This window comes from Oleiphilus sp. HI0067, assembly GCF_001635735.1.
In genome coordinates, this window is record NZ_LWFI01000878.1 from 1 (window position 1) to 19,429 (window position 19,429).

20 protein-coding genes and 1 pseudogene are annotated in these 19,429 nt (G+C 43.7%); 12 read left to right on the plus strand and 9 right to left on the minus strand.

Annotated features, from left to right (window positions below; genetic code table 11):
* The 3 genes and pseudogenes from A3739_RS09680 to A3739_RS30815 all read right to left on the minus strand — a co-directional run.
* Positions 1–381, minus strand: a 381-nt coding sequence (locus tag A3739_RS09680) for a fatty acid desaturase (RefSeq protein ID WP_197472249.1), incomplete at its 3' end; no start/stop codon positions are given.
* Positions 382–532: 151 nt separating this feature from the next.
* Positions 533–997 (minus strand): nuclear transport factor 2 family protein, encoded by a 465-nt coding sequence (locus A3739_RS09685; protein ID WP_068480602.1) that lies wholly within the window; start codon positions 995–997, stop codon positions 533–535.
* A gap of 125 nt (positions 998–1,122) precedes the next feature.
* Positions 1,123–1,806 (minus strand): annotated as a pseudogene (locus A3739_RS30815) (MBL fold metallo-hydrolase).
* A gap of 359 nt (positions 1,807–2,165) precedes the next feature.
* Here A3739_RS30815 and A3739_RS09700 point away from each other — a divergent pair.
* From A3739_RS09700 to A3739_RS09715, 4 genes are all read left to right on the plus strand, one after another.
* On the plus strand, positions 2,166–2,450 hold the full coding sequence (locus A3739_RS09700) for a LysR family transcriptional regulator (protein WP_068480604.1): 285 nt from the start codon (positions 2,166–2,168) through the stop codon (positions 2,448–2,450).
* A 51-nt stretch (positions 2,451–2,501) separates the two neighbouring features.
* Complete coding sequence (locus A3739_RS09705) at positions 2,502–3,287, plus strand: enoyl-CoA hydratase/isomerase family protein (RefSeq protein WP_068480607.1); 786 nt, start codon at positions 2,502–2,504, stop codon at positions 3,285–3,287.
* 103 nt (positions 3,288–3,390) lie between these two features.
* A complete protein-coding gene (locus A3739_RS09710) occupies positions 3,391–4,362 on the plus strand; it encodes a nitronate monooxygenase family protein (RefSeq protein ID WP_068480609.1) in 972 nt (323 codons plus the stop codon).
* Positions 4,363–4,600: 238 nt separating this feature from the next.
* Positions 4,601–5,287, plus strand: coding sequence for a zinc metallopeptidase (locus tag A3739_RS09715; RefSeq protein WP_068480612.1), 687 nt, complete (start codon positions 4,601–4,603; stop codon positions 5,285–5,287).
* Positions 5,288–5,512: 225 nt separating this feature from the next.
* Here the strand turns inward: A3739_RS09715 and A3739_RS09720 are convergent, their stop codons facing one another.
* From A3739_RS09720 to A3739_RS09730, 3 genes are all read right to left on the minus strand, one after another.
* On the minus strand, positions 5,513–5,953 hold the full coding sequence (locus tag A3739_RS09720) for a DUF2141 domain-containing protein (RefSeq protein WP_068475432.1): 441 nt from the start codon (positions 5,951–5,953) through the stop codon (positions 5,513–5,515).
* A 95-nt stretch (positions 5,954–6,048) separates the two neighbouring features.
* Positions 6,049–6,417, minus strand: coding sequence for a hypothetical protein (locus tag A3739_RS09725; RefSeq protein WP_068480615.1), 369 nt, complete (start codon positions 6,415–6,417; stop codon positions 6,049–6,051).
* 27 nt (positions 6,418–6,444) lie between these two features.
* On the minus strand, positions 6,445–6,816 hold the full coding sequence (locus A3739_RS09730) for a hypothetical protein (RefSeq protein WP_082878345.1): 372 nt from the start codon (positions 6,814–6,816) through the stop codon (positions 6,445–6,447).
* 133 nt (positions 6,817–6,949) lie between these two features.
* Between A3739_RS09730 and A3739_RS09735 the strand changes: the two genes are divergently transcribed.
* Positions 6,950–7,531 (plus strand): hypothetical protein, encoded by a 582-nt coding sequence (locus A3739_RS09735; RefSeq protein ID WP_068475193.1) that lies wholly within the window; start codon positions 6,950–6,952, stop codon positions 7,529–7,531.
* Positions 7,532–7,564: 33 nt separating this feature from the next.
* Positions 7,565–7,810, plus strand: coding sequence for a Rho-binding antiterminator (locus A3739_RS09740; RefSeq protein ID WP_068480618.1), 246 nt, complete (start codon positions 7,565–7,567; stop codon positions 7,808–7,810).
* Here A3739_RS09740 and A3739_RS09745 read toward each other — a convergent pair.
* Positions 7,807–8,262 (minus strand): thioesterase family protein, encoded by a 456-nt coding sequence (locus A3739_RS09745; RefSeq protein ID WP_068480621.1) that lies wholly within the window; start codon positions 8,260–8,262, stop codon positions 7,807–7,809. The two genes, A3739_RS09740 and A3739_RS09745, sit on opposite strands and share 4 nt — an antisense overlap.
* A gap of 20 nt (positions 8,263–8,282) precedes the next feature.
* Positions 8,283–9,446, minus strand: coding sequence for an iron-containing alcohol dehydrogenase (locus A3739_RS09750; RefSeq protein ID WP_068480624.1), 1,164 nt, complete (start codon positions 9,444–9,446; stop codon positions 8,283–8,285).
* A 140-nt stretch (positions 9,447–9,586) separates the two neighbouring features.
* On the opposite strand from A3739_RS09750, the gene A3739_RS09755 reads away from it, so the two are divergent.
* Entirely contained in the window at positions 9,587–10,462 is an 876-nt protein-coding gene (locus A3739_RS09755; protein ID WP_068480626.1) for a crotonase/enoyl-CoA hydratase family protein, read from the plus strand.
* Between the two features lie 58 nt (positions 10,463–10,520).
* Here A3739_RS09755 and A3739_RS09760 read toward each other — a convergent pair whose 3' ends face one another.
* The gene (locus tag A3739_RS09760; RefSeq protein WP_068480629.1) at positions 10,521–11,456 is read right to left on the minus strand and encodes a LysR family transcriptional regulator; all 936 of its coding nucleotides are present in this window, start codon (positions 11,454–11,456) and stop codon (positions 10,521–10,523) included.
* A 164-nt stretch (positions 11,457–11,620) separates the two neighbouring features.
* On the opposite strand from A3739_RS09760, the gene A3739_RS09765 reads away from it, so the two are divergent.
* The 5 genes from A3739_RS09765 to A3739_RS09790 all read left to right on the plus strand — a co-directional run bounded on the left by A3739_RS09765 (position 11,621) and on the right by A3739_RS09790 (position 19,376).
* On the plus strand, positions 11,621–12,460 hold the full coding sequence (locus A3739_RS09765; protein WP_068501177.1) for a sterol desaturase family protein: 840 nt from the start codon (positions 11,621–11,623) through the stop codon (positions 12,458–12,460).
* A gap of 179 nt (positions 12,461–12,639) precedes the next feature.
* The gene (gene imuA, locus A3739_RS09770; protein ID WP_068480635.1) at positions 12,640–13,353 is read left to right on the plus strand and encodes a translesion DNA synthesis-associated protein ImuA; all 714 of its coding nucleotides are present in this window, start codon (positions 12,640–12,642) and stop codon (positions 13,351–13,353) included.
* A gap of 10 nt (positions 13,354–13,363) precedes the next feature.
* Positions 13,364–14,788, plus strand: coding sequence for a DNA polymerase Y family protein (locus A3739_RS09775; protein WP_068480639.1), 1,425 nt, complete (start codon positions 13,364–13,366; stop codon positions 14,786–14,788).
* On the plus strand, positions 14,788–17,868 hold the full coding sequence (locus A3739_RS09780; protein WP_068480641.1) for an error-prone DNA polymerase: 3,081 nt from the start codon (positions 14,788–14,790) through the stop codon (positions 17,866–17,868). Before A3739_RS09775 ends, A3739_RS09780 begins: the two co-directional genes overlap by 1 nt.
* A 1,073-nt stretch (positions 17,869–18,941) precedes the next feature.
* Complete coding sequence (locus A3739_RS09790) at positions 18,942–19,376, plus strand: hypothetical protein (RefSeq protein WP_068480646.1); 435 nt, start codon at positions 18,942–18,944, stop codon at positions 19,374–19,376.
* Positions 19,377–19,429: the final 53 nt, after the last annotated feature.

Below are 19,429 nucleotides of genomic sequence, written 5' to 3' on the forward strand. Positions count from 1 at the left end.
AAAGTCAGGGTCCTTGTCAGCTTGGTTAGTATGTCGATGATGAGTCATGTGCTCATATCTGTGCGACGCGTATGGCACTGAAATAAGTGGTGCGGCGAGGTAACCGCATAGATCATTGAGCCACTGAAGCTTTTTGTTATTCCCGTTAATGTTCCCATGCGCCGCTTCGTGCAGTGCGCTATAAGAAAAATAAGTCAAAGCTGCTAGACCAACGACCGCAGGAATAAGAGGAATATCACCTTGCGAATAGAAGTAGAGAAACGCAATTGTTCCGATCACAACGCTAAAAGTATATATGACGGTAAGCCAGCTTATTTTGCCCATGTATTTTTGAGCTGACGCGATAGCTTCTTTGTTGAGTTGGGTTAAGTCGTCTGACATATTAGCTCCATTACTATTCTTTTTTGGTGCTTCGTTTGGAGTGTCTATTACATGTCTTAATCAGACAATTTAGAACAGTATGTCACGCCATAAGATCGTCAATATCTGCCATGTAGTGCTACCAAAAAGAAGATTTTTAGCGCTCGTAGCATTATTTATTTGAGAAGTGCCCTTTTATAAACTGCGGGAAAGCCGCTTTGCCGTGGGTCTGTTTACTTATGATTTTAAGTTCCTCATCAAAGATGAAGTAATCAACGCCATGCCAGAAAAAGGGACTTCCGTTGCGCATTTTAAGCGCTTTGAACAAGAATTTATTGGGAAGGTTGAGACTCGCACTAGAAAGCATTTCATGCTGGCATGCCCACACAAAACTGGCCTGTCGTTTTTCCTGGTCGACAATCATGTTTTTTGGAATAAATGTGACCTTGCCATAAGCGCCATCAAAAAGACGTTGAAAAGCTTTTGTAATAGCGTTCTTTCCCTTTGCTGTTTTTCCGTTGAGATCTTTAAATTCTGACTGTTCAGCGAAGTAACTCATTACTTGGTCAAGGCGTTGGCTAGAAAAATCGTCATTAAAGCGTTCGATGAGTTCTTCAAGGTTGAATGTGCTTGGCATTAGATTTCCTATGTTTGGTATCAGATGATGGGCTAGAGAGGATGATGAGAGCCATGTTGTATTGTCACAAATACATCATGATCAACCTTGTGTTTGTTGAGGGCCTTCGTAAGTTGGATCGGTGGCTAATTCATTGGCTTATCAGTAAGAATAAAACTCCCCCAATGCATGCTAATAGATTGTTTAGACTTAACGTCTAAATGAATACGAACGGCTTCTTCAGGATTAACGTGCACTTCCTTCATAAACCATCGGGGTTCGTATGCGCCAATAGGAGTGAGCGCGAGATCAATAGGACCATGCTCATTACCTATATCTTTAAAGTCTTTGGAATATCCCGTATCTCCGGCGAAGAAAATTTTATGAGGAGTTTCATTAGATAGTGGGTTAGATTCAATAACCCAGCCCGCCCAGAGGGTAGGGTTAGGCTTTAATCCTCGTCCACTAAAGTGTTGTGTCGGTACACAATGAAATTCAATATCCCATATTTTGGTAGATTGCCACTAATCTAATTCAACCCAATTGTGGATGCCGCGTTTGTCGAACCAAACCCCACATTTAAGCGGGAGGATGAACTGTGGTTTGAAGTGTTCGTTGAGCTCAAGTACTGAGTTTTCATCAAGATGGTCGTAGTGATCATGCGAGAGAACAACGTAGTCGATTGGAGGTAAATCTTTAATAGCACATGCTGGTGGTGTCGCGCGTTTTGGACCGACGACTTGGGAAGGGGATGCGCGATCAGAGAATACTGGGTCGGTCAGAATATGCTTGCCATTAATACTGATCAGAAAGTGGCATGCCCAATCCATGTGGTTCCTTCACCGCGGTTCTTAATGTCATCAACTGATACAATCGGTAATTGTTTTGGTATGACTTTGGGCGCGTGTAATTTCCATCTAATAATATTGCTGAGCTTGGTATGCAGATTTCTTGTAATGGTGTTATTTCGAAATCGGCCTTTGTAATGGTGTTGTGGCGTGGTCATAAAGTTTGGGTATTGATGTTTTTATGATGACATCATATAAACGTTTACATGACAGTGTTTCTGAAAAAACTTGCTCGGGTATGACAATAAAATGAATAAGCCTGCGTTGTATGAACGCGATTGAGAGGGGCGCGTAAACTTTTTCAATACCTTGATGAGATTGTATCGACTTAAGATTATGAGATGAAAAACATCAATGATTACGCGTCGATCTCCTTGTTGCTTAACCATAAGGCTGCGTCTGCATGTCTCGTTGAATATGGCGGAATACCTCGAGCATCGAAGCTTACTGGTATCTCCTCATCAACCTATCACAGGCGCATTAAAGCGCTTGAGGCATATACGGGCGTAAAGCTCGTGGAGCGCATCAGAAGACCTCTTAAGTTGACCCATTACGGCATGGCCTACTATCACTGCTGCAGCGCGATGTTAGAACATGCAAAGGCAGCCAATAATGTGTTTGAATGAGGTCACTAAGGTCAATTATTGCCTTGTTAAAACAATAAATATGAGAATCCTATGACGTATCAAAACCTGAGCTTTACCGTTAGTGGCGCTGTCGCGACAATTTGTCTTCAAAGGCCCGATGCTGGAAATACCTTTAATCTTGAGCTGGCGAAAGAGTTTGAGAGTGTTGTTCGAGATTGTATGTATGCTGAGTCCGTGCGCGTTGTTGTGATAACTGGTTCGGGAAAGCTGTTTTCGGGCGGTGGTGATCTAAAGTACATGCAAGACAATTCAAGCTCGATCGACAAAGCTATTAAAGAGCTTGCAGACACTCTGCATTCGGCCTATTCAATGTTGGCACGCATGGAGAAACCTGTTGTGGTGGGTGTTAATGGCACCGCAGCAGGGATCGGTTTGAGTTTAGCTCTTCTTGGCGATGTCATCATTTCGGTAGACAAAGCAAAGTTCGCTACCTCATATGTAGGTATTGGTTTTAGCCCAGACGGTGGTCTGACTTATACGCTTCCGCGCTTAATCGGAGATAAACGAGCGCGCGAGTTAATTCTTACGAATCGTGTGCTGGGCGCGCAAGAAGCATTAGATTGGGGAATGATTACAACAGTTGTGACATCGGATGAGTTCGAGCCAGCACTTACGTCGCTAGCGGATAAATTAGCGCGTGGTCCGAGTAAAGCCTTGGGTGATGCGAAACGCTTGCTTCGTAATACGTATAACGAAACGCTCGAGTCCCAAATGCATCTAGAAGGTTTAGCGCTAGCATCTAACTCTGCTTCGCCTGACGGCAGGGAGGGCGTTGATGCCTTTGCAAATGGACGTAAACCAGAATTCAACAAGTAGTCGATGCATACAGCATTGACTATGTTTCGCGAGTTGGCCTTGTATATGGTCGAACGCTTCCACTAGTTAGCGACGCCTTGTGCGTTGCGTATAGAGAATGAATATGAAAACGAAAATTACAGAATTGCTCGGTGTTGAACATCCGATTATGCAGGGCGGCATGCATTACGTCGGTTTTGCAGAGTTAGCAGCGGCTGTATCTAACGCCGGTGGCCTTGGAACTATCACGGGTTTAACACAACGCTCTGCTGCCGATTTAGCGAACGAAATCGCAAAGTGTAATGACCTAACAGACAAACCATTCGCAGTTAACTTAACCTTTTTGCCTACGGTTAGCTCACCAGATTATCCGGGTTATATTGATGCGATCATTAAGGGCGGCGTTAAAGTCGTTGAAACAGCTGGACGTAGCCCCGCTCAGTACATGCCGATGCTAAAAGATGCGGGTATCAAAGTCGTACATAAATGCACCTCAGTGCGTCATGCTTTAAAAGCTCAGTCTATTGGTTGTGATGCTGTATCGGTCGATGGTTTCGAGTGTGGCGGTCACCCAGGGGAAGATGACATCCCGAATATGATTCTGTTGCCTAGAGCGCACGATGAACTCGAAATCCCATTCCTGTCTTCCGGCGGAATGGCCGACGCACGCTCTTTGGTTGCATCATTGGCTATGGGTGCTGAGGGCATGAACATGGGCACACGTTTTATTGCAACAAAAGAAGCACCGGTGCATGAGAATGTTAAGCAAGCGATTGTTGCTGCGACAGAGCTTGATACGCGATTGGTCATGCGCTCGCTCAGGAATACAGAGCGTGTGCTCGTAAATCCAGCGGTAGAAAAGATCTTAGAAACCGAAGCGAAGCTAGGTGCTGATCTTAAATTTGAAGATATTGCCGACGAAGTAGTAGGCGTTTATCCGCAAGTCATGATGGAAGGCACAGTTGATGCGGGTGCCTGGTCATGCGGGATGGTTGCAGGTTTAATTAATGATATTCCGACCTGTGAAGAGCTTATCTCAGGAATTATGGCGGATGCCGAAGCCATGATTTCTGAGCGTCTATCTAAGCTGCTTTAACGTAACTGTCTTGTCCTGAAATAAGTCGACACTTATTTCTCTTAAAACGCCTGATGAATTTCATCGGGCGTTTTGTTTTTTAAGGCTGTGCGTGGTTTGACATAACTTTGAGCATTGCTCAATGCCTCGCCCGGGATGTTCGCGTTGTATTCATCAATGTTTCGGTAGCCATTACCTTTTAATCCACTCGCTGTTAAGCTCTGTATACAGTGTGTATTGATTAATACGAACTTGTTGTATGTATGTAGTCTTAATTCTGATTGTGGTTGCGATCGTGCTAGGTCCTAGTCTTTGGGTGAAGCGCGTATTGGCGAAGCATGGTAAAAACATTCCAACTATGCCTGGTACTGGTGGAGAGTTGGCTGATCACCTTATTAAGCGTTTTGGATTGGGTGACGTAAAAGTTGAGCAAACTGAACTCGGTGATCACTACGATGATAACGACAAGATGGTTCGCCTTACTGCACCGCACTTTCAAGGGAAGTCATTGTCCGCGATTGCAGTCGCTGCGCACGAAGTAGGGCACGCCATTCAGTTTCACCGAAATGAACCGATTGCTCGACTACGAAAGCGCTTAACCCCTGCGGCAATAACAGTTGAGCGCGTTGCTATATTTATTTTGATGGCGGCACCTGCCGTCGCTGCGGTGTTGAAGGTGCCTCAAAGTGGCTTGTTGATAGCGGCCGTTGGCGTCATCGCGATGCTCTCTTCTGTTTTCATTCAGTTATTAGTGTTGCCTCTAGAGTTTGACGCTAGCTTTAATAAAGCTTTGCCGATTCTAATTGACGGTGAGTATATTACCGATGATCAAGTTGAGGCGGTTCGAGAAGTGCTTAGAGCGGCTGCATGGACCTATGTCGCTGGTACGCTCGCTAGTTTGTTACGTTTTGGTCGCTGGTGGGCAATCTTACGCGGCGTAACATAAGCCGCCTATTCCTTACCCGTTAATCTCCTAGACTTAATAGCTTCTATAACCGTTTTTGCTACTCGTTCTGATTGCTTGGCGATACAAACGCTTAGTACTCAATTTGCATTGGACTCTCCAATTTAGGTACCAAAAAGTGGCAACGATAGTTAGGATGGAACACATTAATCAAAAAGACAGTTAATAATTAACTGTCTTTTTGATAAGAATTTCTTTGAATAGTTGTTAGGTCTCAGAAAGCACACTGCTAAGTTTTATTTCTAGGTCCCTTGATAATACTGGATTGAATTTAGCTTGGTTAAAGGAGGGAGGGCCAGATTGTCCTTTCGCGTTATTCGAGAAGCCAATGGGTTCGATCGGTACGCCGGCAAAGCCGGTGCTAAGTTGCCCATTGCCGTCTTTGTCGTAGAAAACACTAACCGAATAGAAGTGGTTTTCCATGCCTGACAATTGAAACTGTACCTTGCCGTTTTCATCGACCTCTTGTCGCAAGGACATGAGAGGTTTTCTCAAATGATCAGAACTTGAATCAAACAATGAGAGTATTGCGGAGCCTTGATTAGGCGATGCGCCGCTCACTGTAATATTGACACTAAAGTCTTCTTCTCCGACAGAGTTGAAACTCAAAGCAAGTAAGCCAACAAGGCTGATAAGTTGACGCTTCATAGGCGTTCCTCTTTGTGTGACGCCCTAAGCGTAGTCAAAAAAGAAACAGCGTATGTAACGGTTTGCAACGGCTCGAAATATGGTGAAATAGCTGATTACGCTGGTTTGAACTTTAAGATCGCCGCGATACCAAGCAACACGATCCCAACGATATCAATCAACATGACTTTCTTTAAGGCTGCGTTATATTCACCTCCACCCAGCATAAGTACCAAAAAACCAGCCATGCTGATTAATGCCATCAACATCGCTGCACTCTGATATTTTGGTTCGAAAGCAGCGTATAAGATGAAGCCACCTAGTATCCCGAACAGTAAAGCCCGATGTCGCATAAGAAGTATTAGATCGTTTGATACAAGCTTGATTGCATAGGCATCATTGAGCTTTGCAGCACCCAATAAACCTAATATTGGAGCAAGATTAATGAGCCCTACGAGTACCAAAAGAATAGTGATGGCGTTCATCTGATTTCTCCTATTCCACGGCACTAGCTATGAAGACTGTGTCACCGCTTCAGACTGATCTAACTGATATTCTGGGGCGAGTAAGTAAGCCAGTGCTGCTATCGTGCCGGTCGTACAAACCGCGATGACCCAAGGCATAGGATTGATACCCCGGGCTTTTGCGTCACTAATCATCCAGCTACATATCAAGAAACAGCCAATCACCAAATCGAGCAATATTTGCAGGCTTCCGCTTGATACAAAGCCCGCTTCCCATACACCGAAGTAACCTACTTGGAGCATGACCCAGATGCTAAACACAGAAAAGCTCGTCAGTGTTATCCAGAGAAATGGCTTACGAATTGATGAACGCTGTTGTTTGACTACCGCTGTCGCGCTTGGGTTAGTGGTTTCACTCATAATGGCTTCCTCGTGTTGAAGGTTTGAAAACGCATAATCAGTGTTGGCTAGGTAAAGAATATAAACAATTACCTCAGAGGTAATTGTTAGATGGCCATTCAGTCGTGGTAATCTGAATGCTCAATGAACCCGCATGTTTTTTAAAAATGATGAGATGAGTATGGTGCAAGATGCCTTACCAATGAACCTGAAGCATCATGAACCTTACCCCGCAATTGTTGCAGACAGAAACTGGAATCTGCTGATGGCTAATGACGCGTCTCTGCGTTTAGTTGGCTTGTTGGGAGAGGTCGAAGATGTATGGCAAAAGGTCGATCCGAGCGGTGATAAAAATGTGTATCGCATGACCTTCTCAGAGCATGGAATGCGTCCGTTTATCTCGAATTGGGATGAGATGGCAATGCACATGATGCAGCGATTACAACGTGAGTTGAGTGCAGATCCAGAGAATGACTATCTAGCAGCCTTGCATAAGGAAATTGCTGCCGATTTTCATTACGAAGATAAAATAGGGCTGCTCGGAAATCCCACTCCGATTGCTCCGATTTTACCAATGCACATGACCGTTGGTGACGTGACGCTTAAAACCTTTAGCATGATCTCATCTTTTGGTACTGCACAAGATATCACCGCTGAAGAGATTAAGGTTGAAACCTTTTTTCCTGCTGATGCATTTACCGGGGTGTTCTTTCAGCGATTGGCTGAGAATGGATAAAATCAAGTTGATAGTAGTTTATGGAGAGTCTCAATGATTTCCTGCCAACAATACGATTACATTGAAATTGCTTGTACTTATAAATTACGCGTTCAGTTGTTTCTCAAGGATGCAGAAGTGGTGGAGGGCGTTGTGGTCGATACCGCTTATGATCAGCACCGAAATGAATGCGTGAAGTTGCGTATGGAAACGCAAGAAAACCTTGTAATTTTAGACACTGTGAAACGCATGAGGGCTCTGGATGAAAACCCTCACTTTCATGAAGTTGAGTTTGCTTAGACGAACTTTGCCATTCGAGTTACTAGAATAGCCTCTAGCGCAGTGCGTATTTTGTCTTGGATCGGGACAGGCTTGCCGCTTTCTCTATCGACAAAGACGTGGATGAATTGGCCATTTGCGGCTGCTTGATTTTCTTTTTCGCGGAAAATAGCAATTCCATAAGTTACGGAGCTGGTGCCTAGCTTGTCGACACGTAAGCCAGCTTCAATCTTTTCTGGATATGCGATCGCACTGTGGTAGTTACAGTGCGAGTTAACGACATAGGCGATCGTTGATCCATTGTGAATATCTAGACCGCCTTCCTCGATAAGATATGCATTTGCGGCACTATCGAAATAGCTGTAGTACACCACGTTATTCACGTGGCCATAAAGATCATTGTCGCGCCAGCGCGTAGTGATCGGGTGAAAGGATTTATAGTTCTGCCTAACTTCTGTTTCTTTATTTGCCACTGGTATGACGTCCTTAATAATTAAAATGCTGCGTGATAGATGGTTAAAGCATCTTCATAGCTTACGTCTCGCGGATTATTGACGAGTAATCGGGTTTGTAGCATCGCGTCTTTGGCTAACGTAGGTAAGAAAGATTCTTCAATATTCATCTCGCGCAATGTCGATGGTAGTCCCAGATCTTTAATTAAGTTCTCAATTTGATCAATCCATTGCTCGCAAATATCTTGGTTCGTCCCCGTAAAACTTTGATCAGGAAACATGACCGGAGCGAGTTGCGCGTATTGCTCTGCTGCTGAGTCGACGTTGAAGCGCAGCACGTACGGCAACACTAAGGAATTACTTAATCCGTGTGGAATATGAAAATGTCCACCCAATGGGTATGCGAGTGCATGTACCGCTGCGACGGGCGAGTTAGCAAATGCTTGTCCTGCATAGAGCGCCCCAAGTAACATTTTTTCGCGCGCTTCTAGTACATGGCCATGATGCGTTGCAGTAAAAATATTAGCAGTCAGCAGGCTAAGTGCTTCGCGGGCTAGCATATCTGAGATAGGGTTCTTTTTATGAACGCTGGTGTACGCTTCGATTGCATGTACCATGGCATCGACCCCCGTTGCGGCAGTCACGTGAGGGGGTAAACCGATTGTTAGATTGGCATCAAGCAAGGCTAGGTCGGGTAAGAAAATAGGCGATACCGCGCCCATTTTCGTTGTATCGCCTGTTGTAACGATGGCAACCGGCGTGACTTCAGAGCCCGTGCCTGCAGTTGTAGGAATTTGGATTAGTGGAAGTCGTATTCCTTTGGCATTTCCAACGCCGTAAATATCGTCAAGGCTTTGTGTACATTGAGGATGTGCTAATAATGCGATGAGCTTTGCAACGTCCATGGAGCTCCCGCCCCCAAAGCCAATAATGACATCAACGGATAGTTTTTTAGCCTGTTCTATGGCTCTTAGTACGACTTCTTCTGCGGGGTCTGGTTCTACTTCGCTGAAAAGGGTGTAAGAGATCTTGTTTTGTTCAAAACTCGCTATAGCTTTATCGAGCAAACCAAGTCGTTTGATGTCGAAATCTGTAACGATCATTACATGGTTATAGCCATGCTCGACACAGAGTTCACCTAGGTTGTCTGTTAGGCCGTTACCACACCTAATGTGCTGGCTAGTGGAAAAAGTAAAGCTGTTCAAATTGGCTCTCCGGTCGTTTGCTATGTTTGTTTTGCGGGAAGCTCGTCGTCTATTGATTGTCTTGGTGCGTATCCTCCATATCCTACAACAAGTCGTTCGTTATAAAGTATTGATCTGAAAAAATAATAGGAGCAACGCGCATGTATAAAACAATCAGTTATGTCATAGATGCTGACGGCATTTTAACGATTACTCTAAATCGTCCAGAGCAAATGAATTCATTTACCGTTGAGATGAGTGGTGAGCTTCGCGAAGCATTTATTCAGGCTGATGGGGATGATTCAGTGAAGGTGGTCGTTGTGACGGGGGCTGGCAAAGCTTTTTGCGCAGGTATGGATTTATCGGCGGACGGTAATGTATTCGGTCTTAATGAAGCGATACAACCTACTTTAGATGATATGAATGACCGTCTTGATGCCCCTGAGATTCATGACGGTATTCGTGATGAGGGTGGCAAGTTAACGCTCGAAATTTATAAATGTCGTAAGCCGATTATTGCTGCAATTAACGGTGCCGCGGTTGGTATTGGTGCCACAATGACTTGCGCAATGGACATTCGTCTCGCGTCCGAAAAAGCGCGGATTGGATTTGTGTTTAACAAGATAGGCATCGTTCCTGAAGCATGCTCCTCTTGGTTCTTGCCCCGTATTGTCGGTTTACCAAAATCATTAGAACTTTGCTTTACCGGTGACATTATTGATGGTGCTGAGGCAAAAGATATTGGATTTGTGACGAATGTATTGCCAGCTGAAGAGTTGCTTAATGAGGCTTATGCTCTAGCTCGTCGAATTGCTAAGCATAGTCCTGTTGCGCTAGCGCTTACTCGCCAGATGCTGTATCGAAATTCGGCAAAAGGACATCCTTTAGAAGCACATAAAATTGATTCTCTAGGGATGTTTTACCAAAGTATTGCTGACGGTAAAGAGGGCGTTAGTGCTTTCTTAGAAAAGCGGCCTGCTGAATATAAACAGAAATGCTCTACGGATATGCCAAGTTTTTATCCGTGGGAATATTGATTTGGCTTGCATTTAGTTGAACAAAAACTGCATTGGTTTCGACGTATTATGGCCGCTCTCATGACCCTGATTGTCTAAGTTTATCTAAGAGCATATTGATCTGACCGCGAAGCCAAGAATGTGCCTGATTATTGCGTTTGTCTCGGTGATAGATCATATATGCTTTGATTTTATTGGTCTCGAAGGGGAGCTCATAAGTTTCGAGTGGAAGCGTTTGTTGTGCATTTGCGGCAACTCTTCGTGGCACTGTACATAAGCAGTTAGTGCGTGCCGCGATAGCTGGCAGGCTCATCAATGAGCTCGCGCGTATTTTGATATCTCGTTGTATCTGTTTTTTGCCAAGAATAATTTCGGTTGGGCTGCCTTTATCACTACGCGGATGTAATGCGACATGTGGTGTAGATCGATATATCTCGGCTGTCATGATTTCATCCGTAATGTACGGGTTTCCCTTGCGTGCCATCACGACAAGATCTTCTTCAAATACATGTTCACAAATGAGTTCTTTGCTTTTGGGCTGTATGTAATCGATCGCAATATCTAGCTCTTTTAAGCGAATACGTTCCGTTAGGCTTGCGATTGAGTCGGCTTCAGGGTGAAGGTCAAAACAGATATTTGGTGCAACTTGTTCTAGATACTGAAAGAAAGCCGGGAATACGATGGATTCTGCGTATTCATTGGCTGCTATGGCGAAGGTGTTAGAAGCTGTTTTGGGGTCGAATTCTGCTTCAGGTTGAACTTGCTGCTGAATAGCAAATAAGGCATCACGTATCGGTTGTTTTAGTTCTAATGCTTTCGGTGTGGGACGCATGCCGCCGCGTGTTTTGACGTAAAGATCATCATTAAAAATTCCACGTAAGCGTGTTAATGCATTACTAACAGCCGGTTGGCTCATATGCAGCTTTTGCGCTGCGTTAGTGATGTGAGGGTCTTCTGCTAATACATCTAATACTACTAATAGGTTTAGATCTATCCCACGTAAATGACGTTGCATATCTTGTGCACCTTGAATCTTGATTATCTATATTTCATATAACCTAAATATTATAAATCCATTAGATCAATAACAAGGCCTTGCTTATCATTATGTTTAATTGGTGACAGTTCATTCGATCCTGATTATGGGATCAATGCAGGAAATAAGCGTAGGAAAGACTTATGGAAACGATAGTAACGAGCATTTTTTTAGTGTTGTTCATTATTTATGAGTGGGCAACGGGCAACTATAAAAAAGGAATTCTGAGTAAAACTGATTATAAGATGATTGCTATTTGCGCGGGGGCTATTGCCTTGATACAACGTCCATTAGTCATGTTAATGGTATTTGGTCTGGCAGGGTTTTGGATGGCGCCTTTAGCGGGATCGTTATCCTTTTTAGATGAACAATATTTTTGGCCAACATTGCTAGCATTCATCATGCTAGAAGAGTTTTTTCATGGTCTGGGCCATTGGTTTGCGCATAGTCGAACACCTAAAACTCGACCAATGCAGTTCCTGCATAAGCTGTTTCGTACCGCACACCGTCCACATCACTTGATCGGCAATGACGATGAGAAAGCTCGTTTAACTGTCGGGCAAAACTTTGTTGAAGGTTGGACATACTGGTTCGTCATGCCAAACATTTGGTTTAGTTTTATTGCCTTGTATTTAGGGTTAACAGAAGTGTTTGTGTACGGCATGATCTTTAAAGGCGTTTGGACGCTACATGTTCATACAAACTGGCAATATGATCTGTATTTCTTGAATCATAAGAATCCTATCGTACGCAAAATTGCTTACGCATTAGCACATGTATTTACTTTTCCGAATCAGCATCACCACCACCATGCACGCGGGCGTAACTCTGGTAAGAATTTGCAAAACGTTTTGTCGCTGTATGACTGGTTGTTCTGGGGAACACGTGTGATCGAGCTTGAGCCGCCAAAGCGGTATGGCTGGCGTCAAACAGAAGAAGAGAAAAATTCAGCCTTATATCGTTTCTCTGGAACTCTACGTTAAGCCTTGTGGTAAACGATAAAACCCGCTCATTGAGCGGGTTTTTTTATGTCTGCGTATTTTTGAACGGGGCATAGCTTCCTCAATAACAATCTCTCATCAAAACAAAATCTGTAACATTTTTGGGCTTGCCAGTAATTAAATTTAAACTATATACTGTATGTATATACAGGTTCTTAGTAATGAGTGATTTAATTAATTTAGTCGATGTTTTGCAGCAAAAACGATTGCTATGGCAAGGGCGTGAGCAACCATCAAGCCCCGTATTGGCTTCGTCTGGCTATGCCGTTTTTGATGAGAAATTAGCAGGCGGGTTTCCTGAAACAGGGGTCGTGAGTATTGAAAGTCAGGTAGGCATTGGTGAATTAAGGTTTCTTTCATCAAGGATATTAAAGGAGCAGAGCAAGAATAATGACACGCGTTTATTGGTTTTTATCAATCCCCCTGGCGTGTTATGCGCTGAGTTTTTTCATCATCAAAATTTTGATGTGAGTAAGATCTTATTGATCCAACCTAAGCAAAAAAATGATGCACTTTGGGCCGCAGAACAATGCTTAAAGAGTGGTGCTTGTGATGCTGTGTTGTTATGGCAAAACCAATTTGAAGTGCATCAAATAAAGCGTTTACAGCTGGCGTGTGAAGAAGGAAAGAGTTTGCAGTTTTTAATGCAGACGAAGGCGCAAAGTGGTCTGTCGCTACCGGTGTCATTAAGCATGTGTTTGACTGCAAGCCCGCAAGGTTTAAACGTAAGAATCAATAAACGTAAGGGAGCTTGGGACTTACCTGCGTTTACCTTAGATATGTCTCAATATTGGCCTACGTTTTCTCTGACACAACAAAAGCCTGCTTCTAACGTCATCCGTTTTCCGCAAACGCAACATCGCCAAGGCTTGTAAAAGGTGTTGTATGTCTCTGTGGATATATCTTCATTTTCCGGCCTTACAGCTTAACGCGCTCCAGTCTTCACCGAATGGTGATGCACTTAATACATCGCAAGGCATGATTGTGGTGGAGGGACGTAAAAACGAAATCATTCAGATGAACCAACGTGCCTCAGAGAATGGCGTCTGTTTAGGAATGGGGCTCGCGACAGCTGCGTCTATGTGTGAAGGGCTGTATGTCATTGAATATGATTCGGCACTTGAATCGGAAAAGCTTAAAGAGATTGCGCATTGGCTGTATATGGTGACGGCTAATATTAGCTTGGTGCCTCCGAATGGCATTCTGTTGCAAGCGAGTAACATGTTAACGCTTTACGATGGTCTAGCTAACTACTGGCAAGCTTTGGTTGATCAGCTCAAACATTTACCGTTTGAGTATTCCTTTGCTTCAGGGTTTTCCCCTTTTGCGGCACGCATGTTAGCCGGGAAAAGCTTTAATCAAATTTCTCAGTCTGAGCGTGCTTTATTTCAGGCAGTAAAGCAGTGTGATTTGTCAGAAACCGAGTTGAGCTCAAAACATATTACAACCTTAAATCGGGTAGGTGTTCATAGCATTGCGGATCTGCTACGTATTCCTTTGCCTGATATTGCTAAACGTTTTGGGTCTGATTTGGTGAATTATGTGGGGCGACTAACTGGGCTGTTTCATCATGTGATCGATTTTTACCATCCACCTAAGCAGTTTCAGCGAAGGTTCGATTTGTTATTTGAAATTATCAATCTGAAACTCTTGGAAAAGCCTTTACTCAAGCTACTCGCATTGCTCGAAAGCTTCTTAATAATGCGTGATCAATATGCGCATGAGCTGCAACTAGAGCTGTACTTGCGCGATGGCAATACTTCTACAGTGTTAGTGACTTCTGCTGCCGGTGAATACCAAAGTAAGGCTTGGTTGAGTTTATTCGTATTGAAACTTGAGTCCATGAAAGTGGCTTCTCCAGTGATACGTATTAGTTTGAGTGCTGTTCGTGTGGCGGCTAAGCAAGGCGAGGTCAGTGATTTATTTGATGGTAAGCAGGGGGCTTTATCGCCTTTAGAGCTTTTGTCTGTGCTGCAAGCTAAACTAGGTAATGAGTCTGTGAAAGGCATACAGGTGACGGAGGACCCACGGCCGCATCTTAGCTCTGCATTGTGCACACCATTGGAAAAAGCACCGTCGACGGTTCAGCCTGATCAAAGCTTGTTACGACCAAGTATTCTTCTGCCACGCCCGAAACCTTTGCGTGAAAAGGTCGCCATCATTAAAGGGCCTGAGCGTTTGTCTACTGGGTGGTGGGATGGTCAGGCAATGATTCGAGATTACTTTATTGCGCGAGCTGAGAACGGACGTTGGTTATGGGTATATCGAACGCCTAAACAGCAGTGGTTTTTGCATGGGATGTTTAGCTGATGTACGGACGATATGCGGAGCTGTTTTGCCAGAGCAATTTTTCTTTTCTTGAGGGTGCATCACATCCTGAAGAGCTCGTGATGCAAGCGAATTTTTTGAATTATGACGCGATCGCTATCACTGATGAGTGCTCGGTTGCTGGTGTTGTACGCGCGTTTACTGCCATCAAACAACATAAATTAAATGTGCAATTAATTGTGGGCAGTTTGTTGCGATTAGATGATAGCTTGAGTCTTGTTTTGTTATGTCCGAATCGTTTGGCATATGCAGAGCTATGTCGTTTGATTACTAATGCTAGACGACGTGCACATAAAGGAAGCTATGAATTATCTGAGTGGGATTTGATGTCTATCAAACACTGCTTTGCGATTTGGCTGCCGAAGGGAAATGATCATGACGCACATTGGGGAGCATGGTTAAAGAAATATTATCCTGAGCGTCTCTGGGTGGGTGTTCAGCGTCATTTGCAGCACAACGATAAAGATTATACACAGCACTGTCGTGCACTCGCTGAACACTTCCATATTCCGATTACAGCGTGCGGAGGAGTGCTCATGCATTCTGCTACGCGCTTGCCTTTACAGCACACTCTCACAGCGATTTGTCATGGCATAAGCCTGCAAGAGTCAGGGCATTTGTTGTTAAAAAATACGGAGCGTTCTTTGCGCTCTAAGAAAAAACTCAATGCCATTTTTGATGAAGCTCTGCTATATGAAAGCGTGCTGATTGCTCAGCATTGTGTGTTTGATATGGCGGAGCTGCGTTATGAGTATCCACACGAGTTAGTTCCTAAAAATGAGACGCCAATGTCTTATCTGCGAAAACTCGTCGATAAAGGTATCGCATTTCGATTTCCTGAGGGCATTAGTGACGAGATTCAGGCGATTATCGACAAAGAGCTTAAGTTGATAGAAGAGCTGAATTATCCGTTCTTTTTTCTAACGATTCATGACGTGGTGATGTTCGCTAAGCGACAAGGGATTTTGTATCAAGGGCGTGGTTCATCCGCGAATTCGGTTGTGTGTTATTGCCTTGAGATTACCTCGGTTGATCCAAGCCAAATATCTGTACTGTTTGAACGATTCATTAGTAAAGAGCGGGATGAACCACCAGATATCGATGTTGATTTTGAGCACGAACGGCGTGAAGAAATCATTCAATATATTTATCAAAAATATGGTCGAGAGCGCGCTGCACTAGCCGCAACAGTGATTAGTTATAGATTCAAAAGCGCCGTTCGAGATGTTGGGAAAGCGCTAGGCATCGCTGAAACACAGTTGGATTTTTTTATTAAAAATGTCAATCGGCGTGATCGCTCTTTGGGCTGGCAGGCGCAAATTATTGAACTAGGCCTACAGCCCGACTCTTTAAAGGGAAAACAATTCATTCAGCTGGTCAATGATATTGTTGGTTTTCCTCGTCATTTATCACAGCACGTTGGTGGCTTTGTCATTTCCTCTGGCCCCTTATATGAATTGGTTCCAGTTGAAAATGCCAGTATGGCAGAACGTACAGTGATTCAATGGGACAAAGACGATTTAGAAAGTTTAGGCTTGCTGAAGGTCGATGTGCTTGCGTTAGGCATGCTAACAGCGATTAGAAAGTCATTTGACTTGATACACCATTACTATGGTCGTCGTTTGAGTTTGGCAGATTTAACACGCATGCAAGACGATCCAAATGTTTATGCCATGATCCAAAATGCAGATACGGTTGGTGTGTTTCAAATAGAGTCTCGTGCACAAATGAGTATGTTGCCGCGCTTAAAGCCTAAAACCTATTACGACTTGGTGATTCAAATTGCAATTGTTCGTCCGGGGCCGATACAGGGCGATATGGTGCACCCTTTTTTAAAGCGTAGAAACGGCGAAGAGCCTATTGAATATCCCTCCGATGCTGTGAAAGAAGTATTGGCGCGCACACTGGGAGTGCCGATATTTCAGGAGCAGGTCATCAAGCTTGCCATGGTCGCAGCAGGTTTCACTGGTGGTGAGGCTGATCAATTGCGTCGCGCGATGGCAGCTTGGAAGAAGACTGGGGAGTTATTTCAGTTCAAGAATAAGCTGATAAAAGGAATGTTAGAGCGTGGCTACGAGTTGAGCTTTGCTGAGAAAATTTTTGAGCAAATTTGTGGTTTTGGTGAATACGGTTTTCCTGAGAGTCATTCTGCCTCGTTTGCGGTGCTGGCCTACGCATCTGCATGGCTGAAATACTATTATCCTGAGGCGTTTTATACCGCACTGCTAAATAGTTTGCCCATGGGCTTTTACAGTGCTTCGCAATTGGTACAAGACGCGCAACGTCATCATGTTTCTATACAGCCTGTATGCATTAATCGATCGATGATTGATCATGATCTACAAGGTGAAAACGCGAAAGTTATTCGCTTGGGCTTTCGTTTAGTAAAAGGGTTAAGCGTCGAAGGGCAAAACTTACTTGTTCGTGAGCGACCGCCCTTAGGTTTTAAATCTGTGAGCGAAGTGAAAGCGATCGGTCTATCTCGAAGAGATTTAGAGTCTTTGGCTTCTGCAGATGCGTTTAGATGTTTATCGGATAATCGTTATGAAACACGTTGGCAATTAATGAACCCTGAAAGTTCATTGCCATTTATGTCGAGCACCGTTGCAGAGGAGCCGATAGGTGATTTCAGGTTTAAGCCAAAGGATATTGAAAATCTCACGGAAGACTATGCCTCATTAGGCTTATCTCTCGATCATCATCCGATAACCTTAATGGAAAAAGCGAACCTACTGGGAAACTTTGTGCGATCGAATCAGCTTAGCCGTGTTGAGCATAAAAGTTTTGTGGATGTCGTTGGCTTGGTGACTGGCAGGCAATCACCAGGTACCGCTTCAGGGGTTACATTTATGACCCTAGAGGATGATACCGGGAATATAAATGTTGTTGTTTGGGCTGGCACCGCCAGAGCGCAAAAGCAGCCTTTTTTGATGGCGAAGGTGCTCAAAATTAAAGGGATTCTCGAGCGAGAAGGGGATGTTGTGCATGTTATTGCAGGTAAATTGACTGACATGACGCAGCATCTTAGTCAGCTTCGTGTTTCATCGAGAGACTTTCATTAGTTGGAAGATAAGTTAAGCTTATTTTTAGATAAGAAAAATAAGCTTTTTTATTCCTAATGAATGAAGTTTACTTACCTTTCAGTGCAATATTTTAGTATTTACTGACTAGGTAAGGATAAATATATGTTCTTCAGTTATAAAATCCTTACTTAGAAAGAATAACAAAAACAATATTATATGAGTTGGTGCTGTACGTTGGCTAAAAGAGGATTGCAGACGTCGAGATTTGAGCGGCGGTTGCTTCCGCCGTTAGACAATTGCAGATCTTGGCACTGAACCATTCTCGATGCCTACTTCAAGAAGAAAGGAGACCTTGGGTTCGGAGCTATCATAACTTGGGTTTAGTACGAAGATACAACAAAGCCGATGAAATTGTAGGCTTTGTTTTGATTTCCTCATGGCCAGAAGTAAAAGTTCAGATAAGGGGTGTACGACGTCTATGGCCCGAACTTAACGGCCCTTTCGCACTTGTAGTTTCCTTTGTTCAATTCAAGATGAAAGAAGACATTATTAATCGCTCTGCTAAATGACATTTAAATTCTTATTCAAATGCAAAGCACTAATTGCTAGTCTGACAACACCTTCGTTGCAACGAATAAGTTATACTCCTGAACTGATAATAAGTTTTGGATAGTCCTTGCTCAAAAGAGACTTTTAAAATATCCAGTAACTAAATATTAGTTCCAATGAGCATGCCCTCAGCTTTCAATAAATAAAACTATTCTAAGTAACTTTAATAAAGCAACGATTGCGCTACTGGTCTTTCATAACATTCGGTTAATAACGAGAAACAGCTAGGCTCTAGTTTGCAAACGCGAGAAGAAACGTGAAAATTTCGCAAAAAACTTGATACAGTTTCTATACCCCGTGTAGGTCCAGTTCGAAGCGTGACTCACGATAACATGCCATTAAATTATATGAACAAGTGTCTTGCTGAGGATCGGTAGCAATATAGTGCGTTTCTGACGTAACATTAAATCGCGTTTCGCAACAGGGCTCAACCATAGTTAAAGAGCGAGCATCAAGAAAAAACACAGAATCATAAATGACTATATTTTCCTAAGGAGAGATGATTGATTTCAGAAAAAGAGGGGGTCGGGCATGCGCAGCCTCATTGGTTTATTGATCCCGGGCATACGGACTATCTGGCAGTGATCGTTATCATTCTGCTTTTGGTAGGTTTGTATGGTGTTGTCTATCTTTACGCGGCATTTGACCGCTGGGCGGAACGAAAGTCATCAAATACACCGCTAGCTCGAACAATTCCTACCTTACTCGCTATCGCTTTAGTATATGAGATATTTCCCGTTGATCACTTTCATGCTTTCCTCCCTCTCAGTGCAATTCTTATAGCATTGATGGCGGACTGGTCACGTTTCCACCTACATAAATCATCGTCAGATAGACTACCAGCCCCACACTCCGGGATGGAGCAAGGTCATACTGGACAACATGAGTGTAACGAAGTTGATATGGTTAAAGGTGCTGACAAGGTGCGCGATGTTTGAACTTTTATTTACGTCGTTTCCTGCGGTCATACGTTATTTCCAGCTGCGCCGGC

Coding starts and splice junctions, on each gene's coding strand:
- A3739_RS09685 (WP_068480602.1), bottom strand. CDS start 997: ATGCCAAGCACATTCAACCTTGAAGAACTCATCGAACGCTTTAATGAC.
- A3739_RS09700 (WP_068480604.1), top strand. CDS start 2,166: ATGAAAAACATCAATGATTACGCGTCGATCTCCTTGTTGCTTAACCAT.
- A3739_RS09705 (WP_068480607.1), top strand. CDS start 2,502: ATGACGTATCAAAACCTGAGCTTTACCGTTAGTGGCGCTGTCGCGACA.
- A3739_RS09710 (WP_068480609.1), top strand. CDS start 3,391: ATGAAAACGAAAATTACAGAATTGCTCGGTGTTGAACATCCGATTATG.
- A3739_RS09715 (WP_068480612.1), top strand. CDS start 4,601: ATGTATGTAGTCTTAATTCTGATTGTGGTTGCGATCGTGCTAGGTCCT.
- A3739_RS09720 (WP_068475432.1), bottom strand. CDS start 5,953: ATGAAGCGTCAACTTATCAGCCTTGTTGGCTTACTTGCTTTGAGTTTC.
- A3739_RS09725 (WP_068480615.1), bottom strand. CDS start 6,417: ATGAACGCCATCACTATTCTTTTGGTACTCGTAGGGCTCATTAATCTT.
- A3739_RS09730 (WP_082878345.1), bottom strand. CDS start 6,816: ATGAGTGAAACCACTAACCCAAGCGCGACAGCGGTAGTCAAACAACAG.
- A3739_RS09735 (WP_068475193.1), top strand. CDS start 6,950: ATGTTTTTTAAAAATGATGAGATGAGTATGGTGCAAGATGCCTTACCA.
- A3739_RS09740 (WP_068480618.1), top strand. CDS start 7,565: ATGATTTCCTGCCAACAATACGATTACATTGAAATTGCTTGTACTTAT.
- A3739_RS09755 (WP_068480626.1), top strand. CDS start 9,587: ATGTATAAAACAATCAGTTATGTCATAGATGCTGACGGCATTTTAACG.
- A3739_RS09760 (WP_068480629.1), bottom strand. CDS start 11,456: ATGCAACGTCATTTACGTGGGATAGATCTAAACCTATTAGTAGTATTA.
- A3739_RS09765 (WP_068501177.1), top strand. CDS start 11,621: ATGGAAACGATAGTAACGAGCATTTTTTTAGTGTTGTTCATTATTTAT.
- imuA (WP_068480635.1), top strand. CDS start 12,640: ATGAGTGATTTAATTAATTTAGTCGATGTTTTGCAGCAAAAACGATTG.
- A3739_RS09775 (WP_068480639.1), top strand. CDS start 13,364: ATGTCTCTGTGGATATATCTTCATTTTCCGGCCTTACAGCTTAACGCG.
- A3739_RS09780 (WP_068480641.1), top strand. CDS start 14,788: ATGTACGGACGATATGCGGAGCTGTTTTGCCAGAGCAATTTTTCTTTT.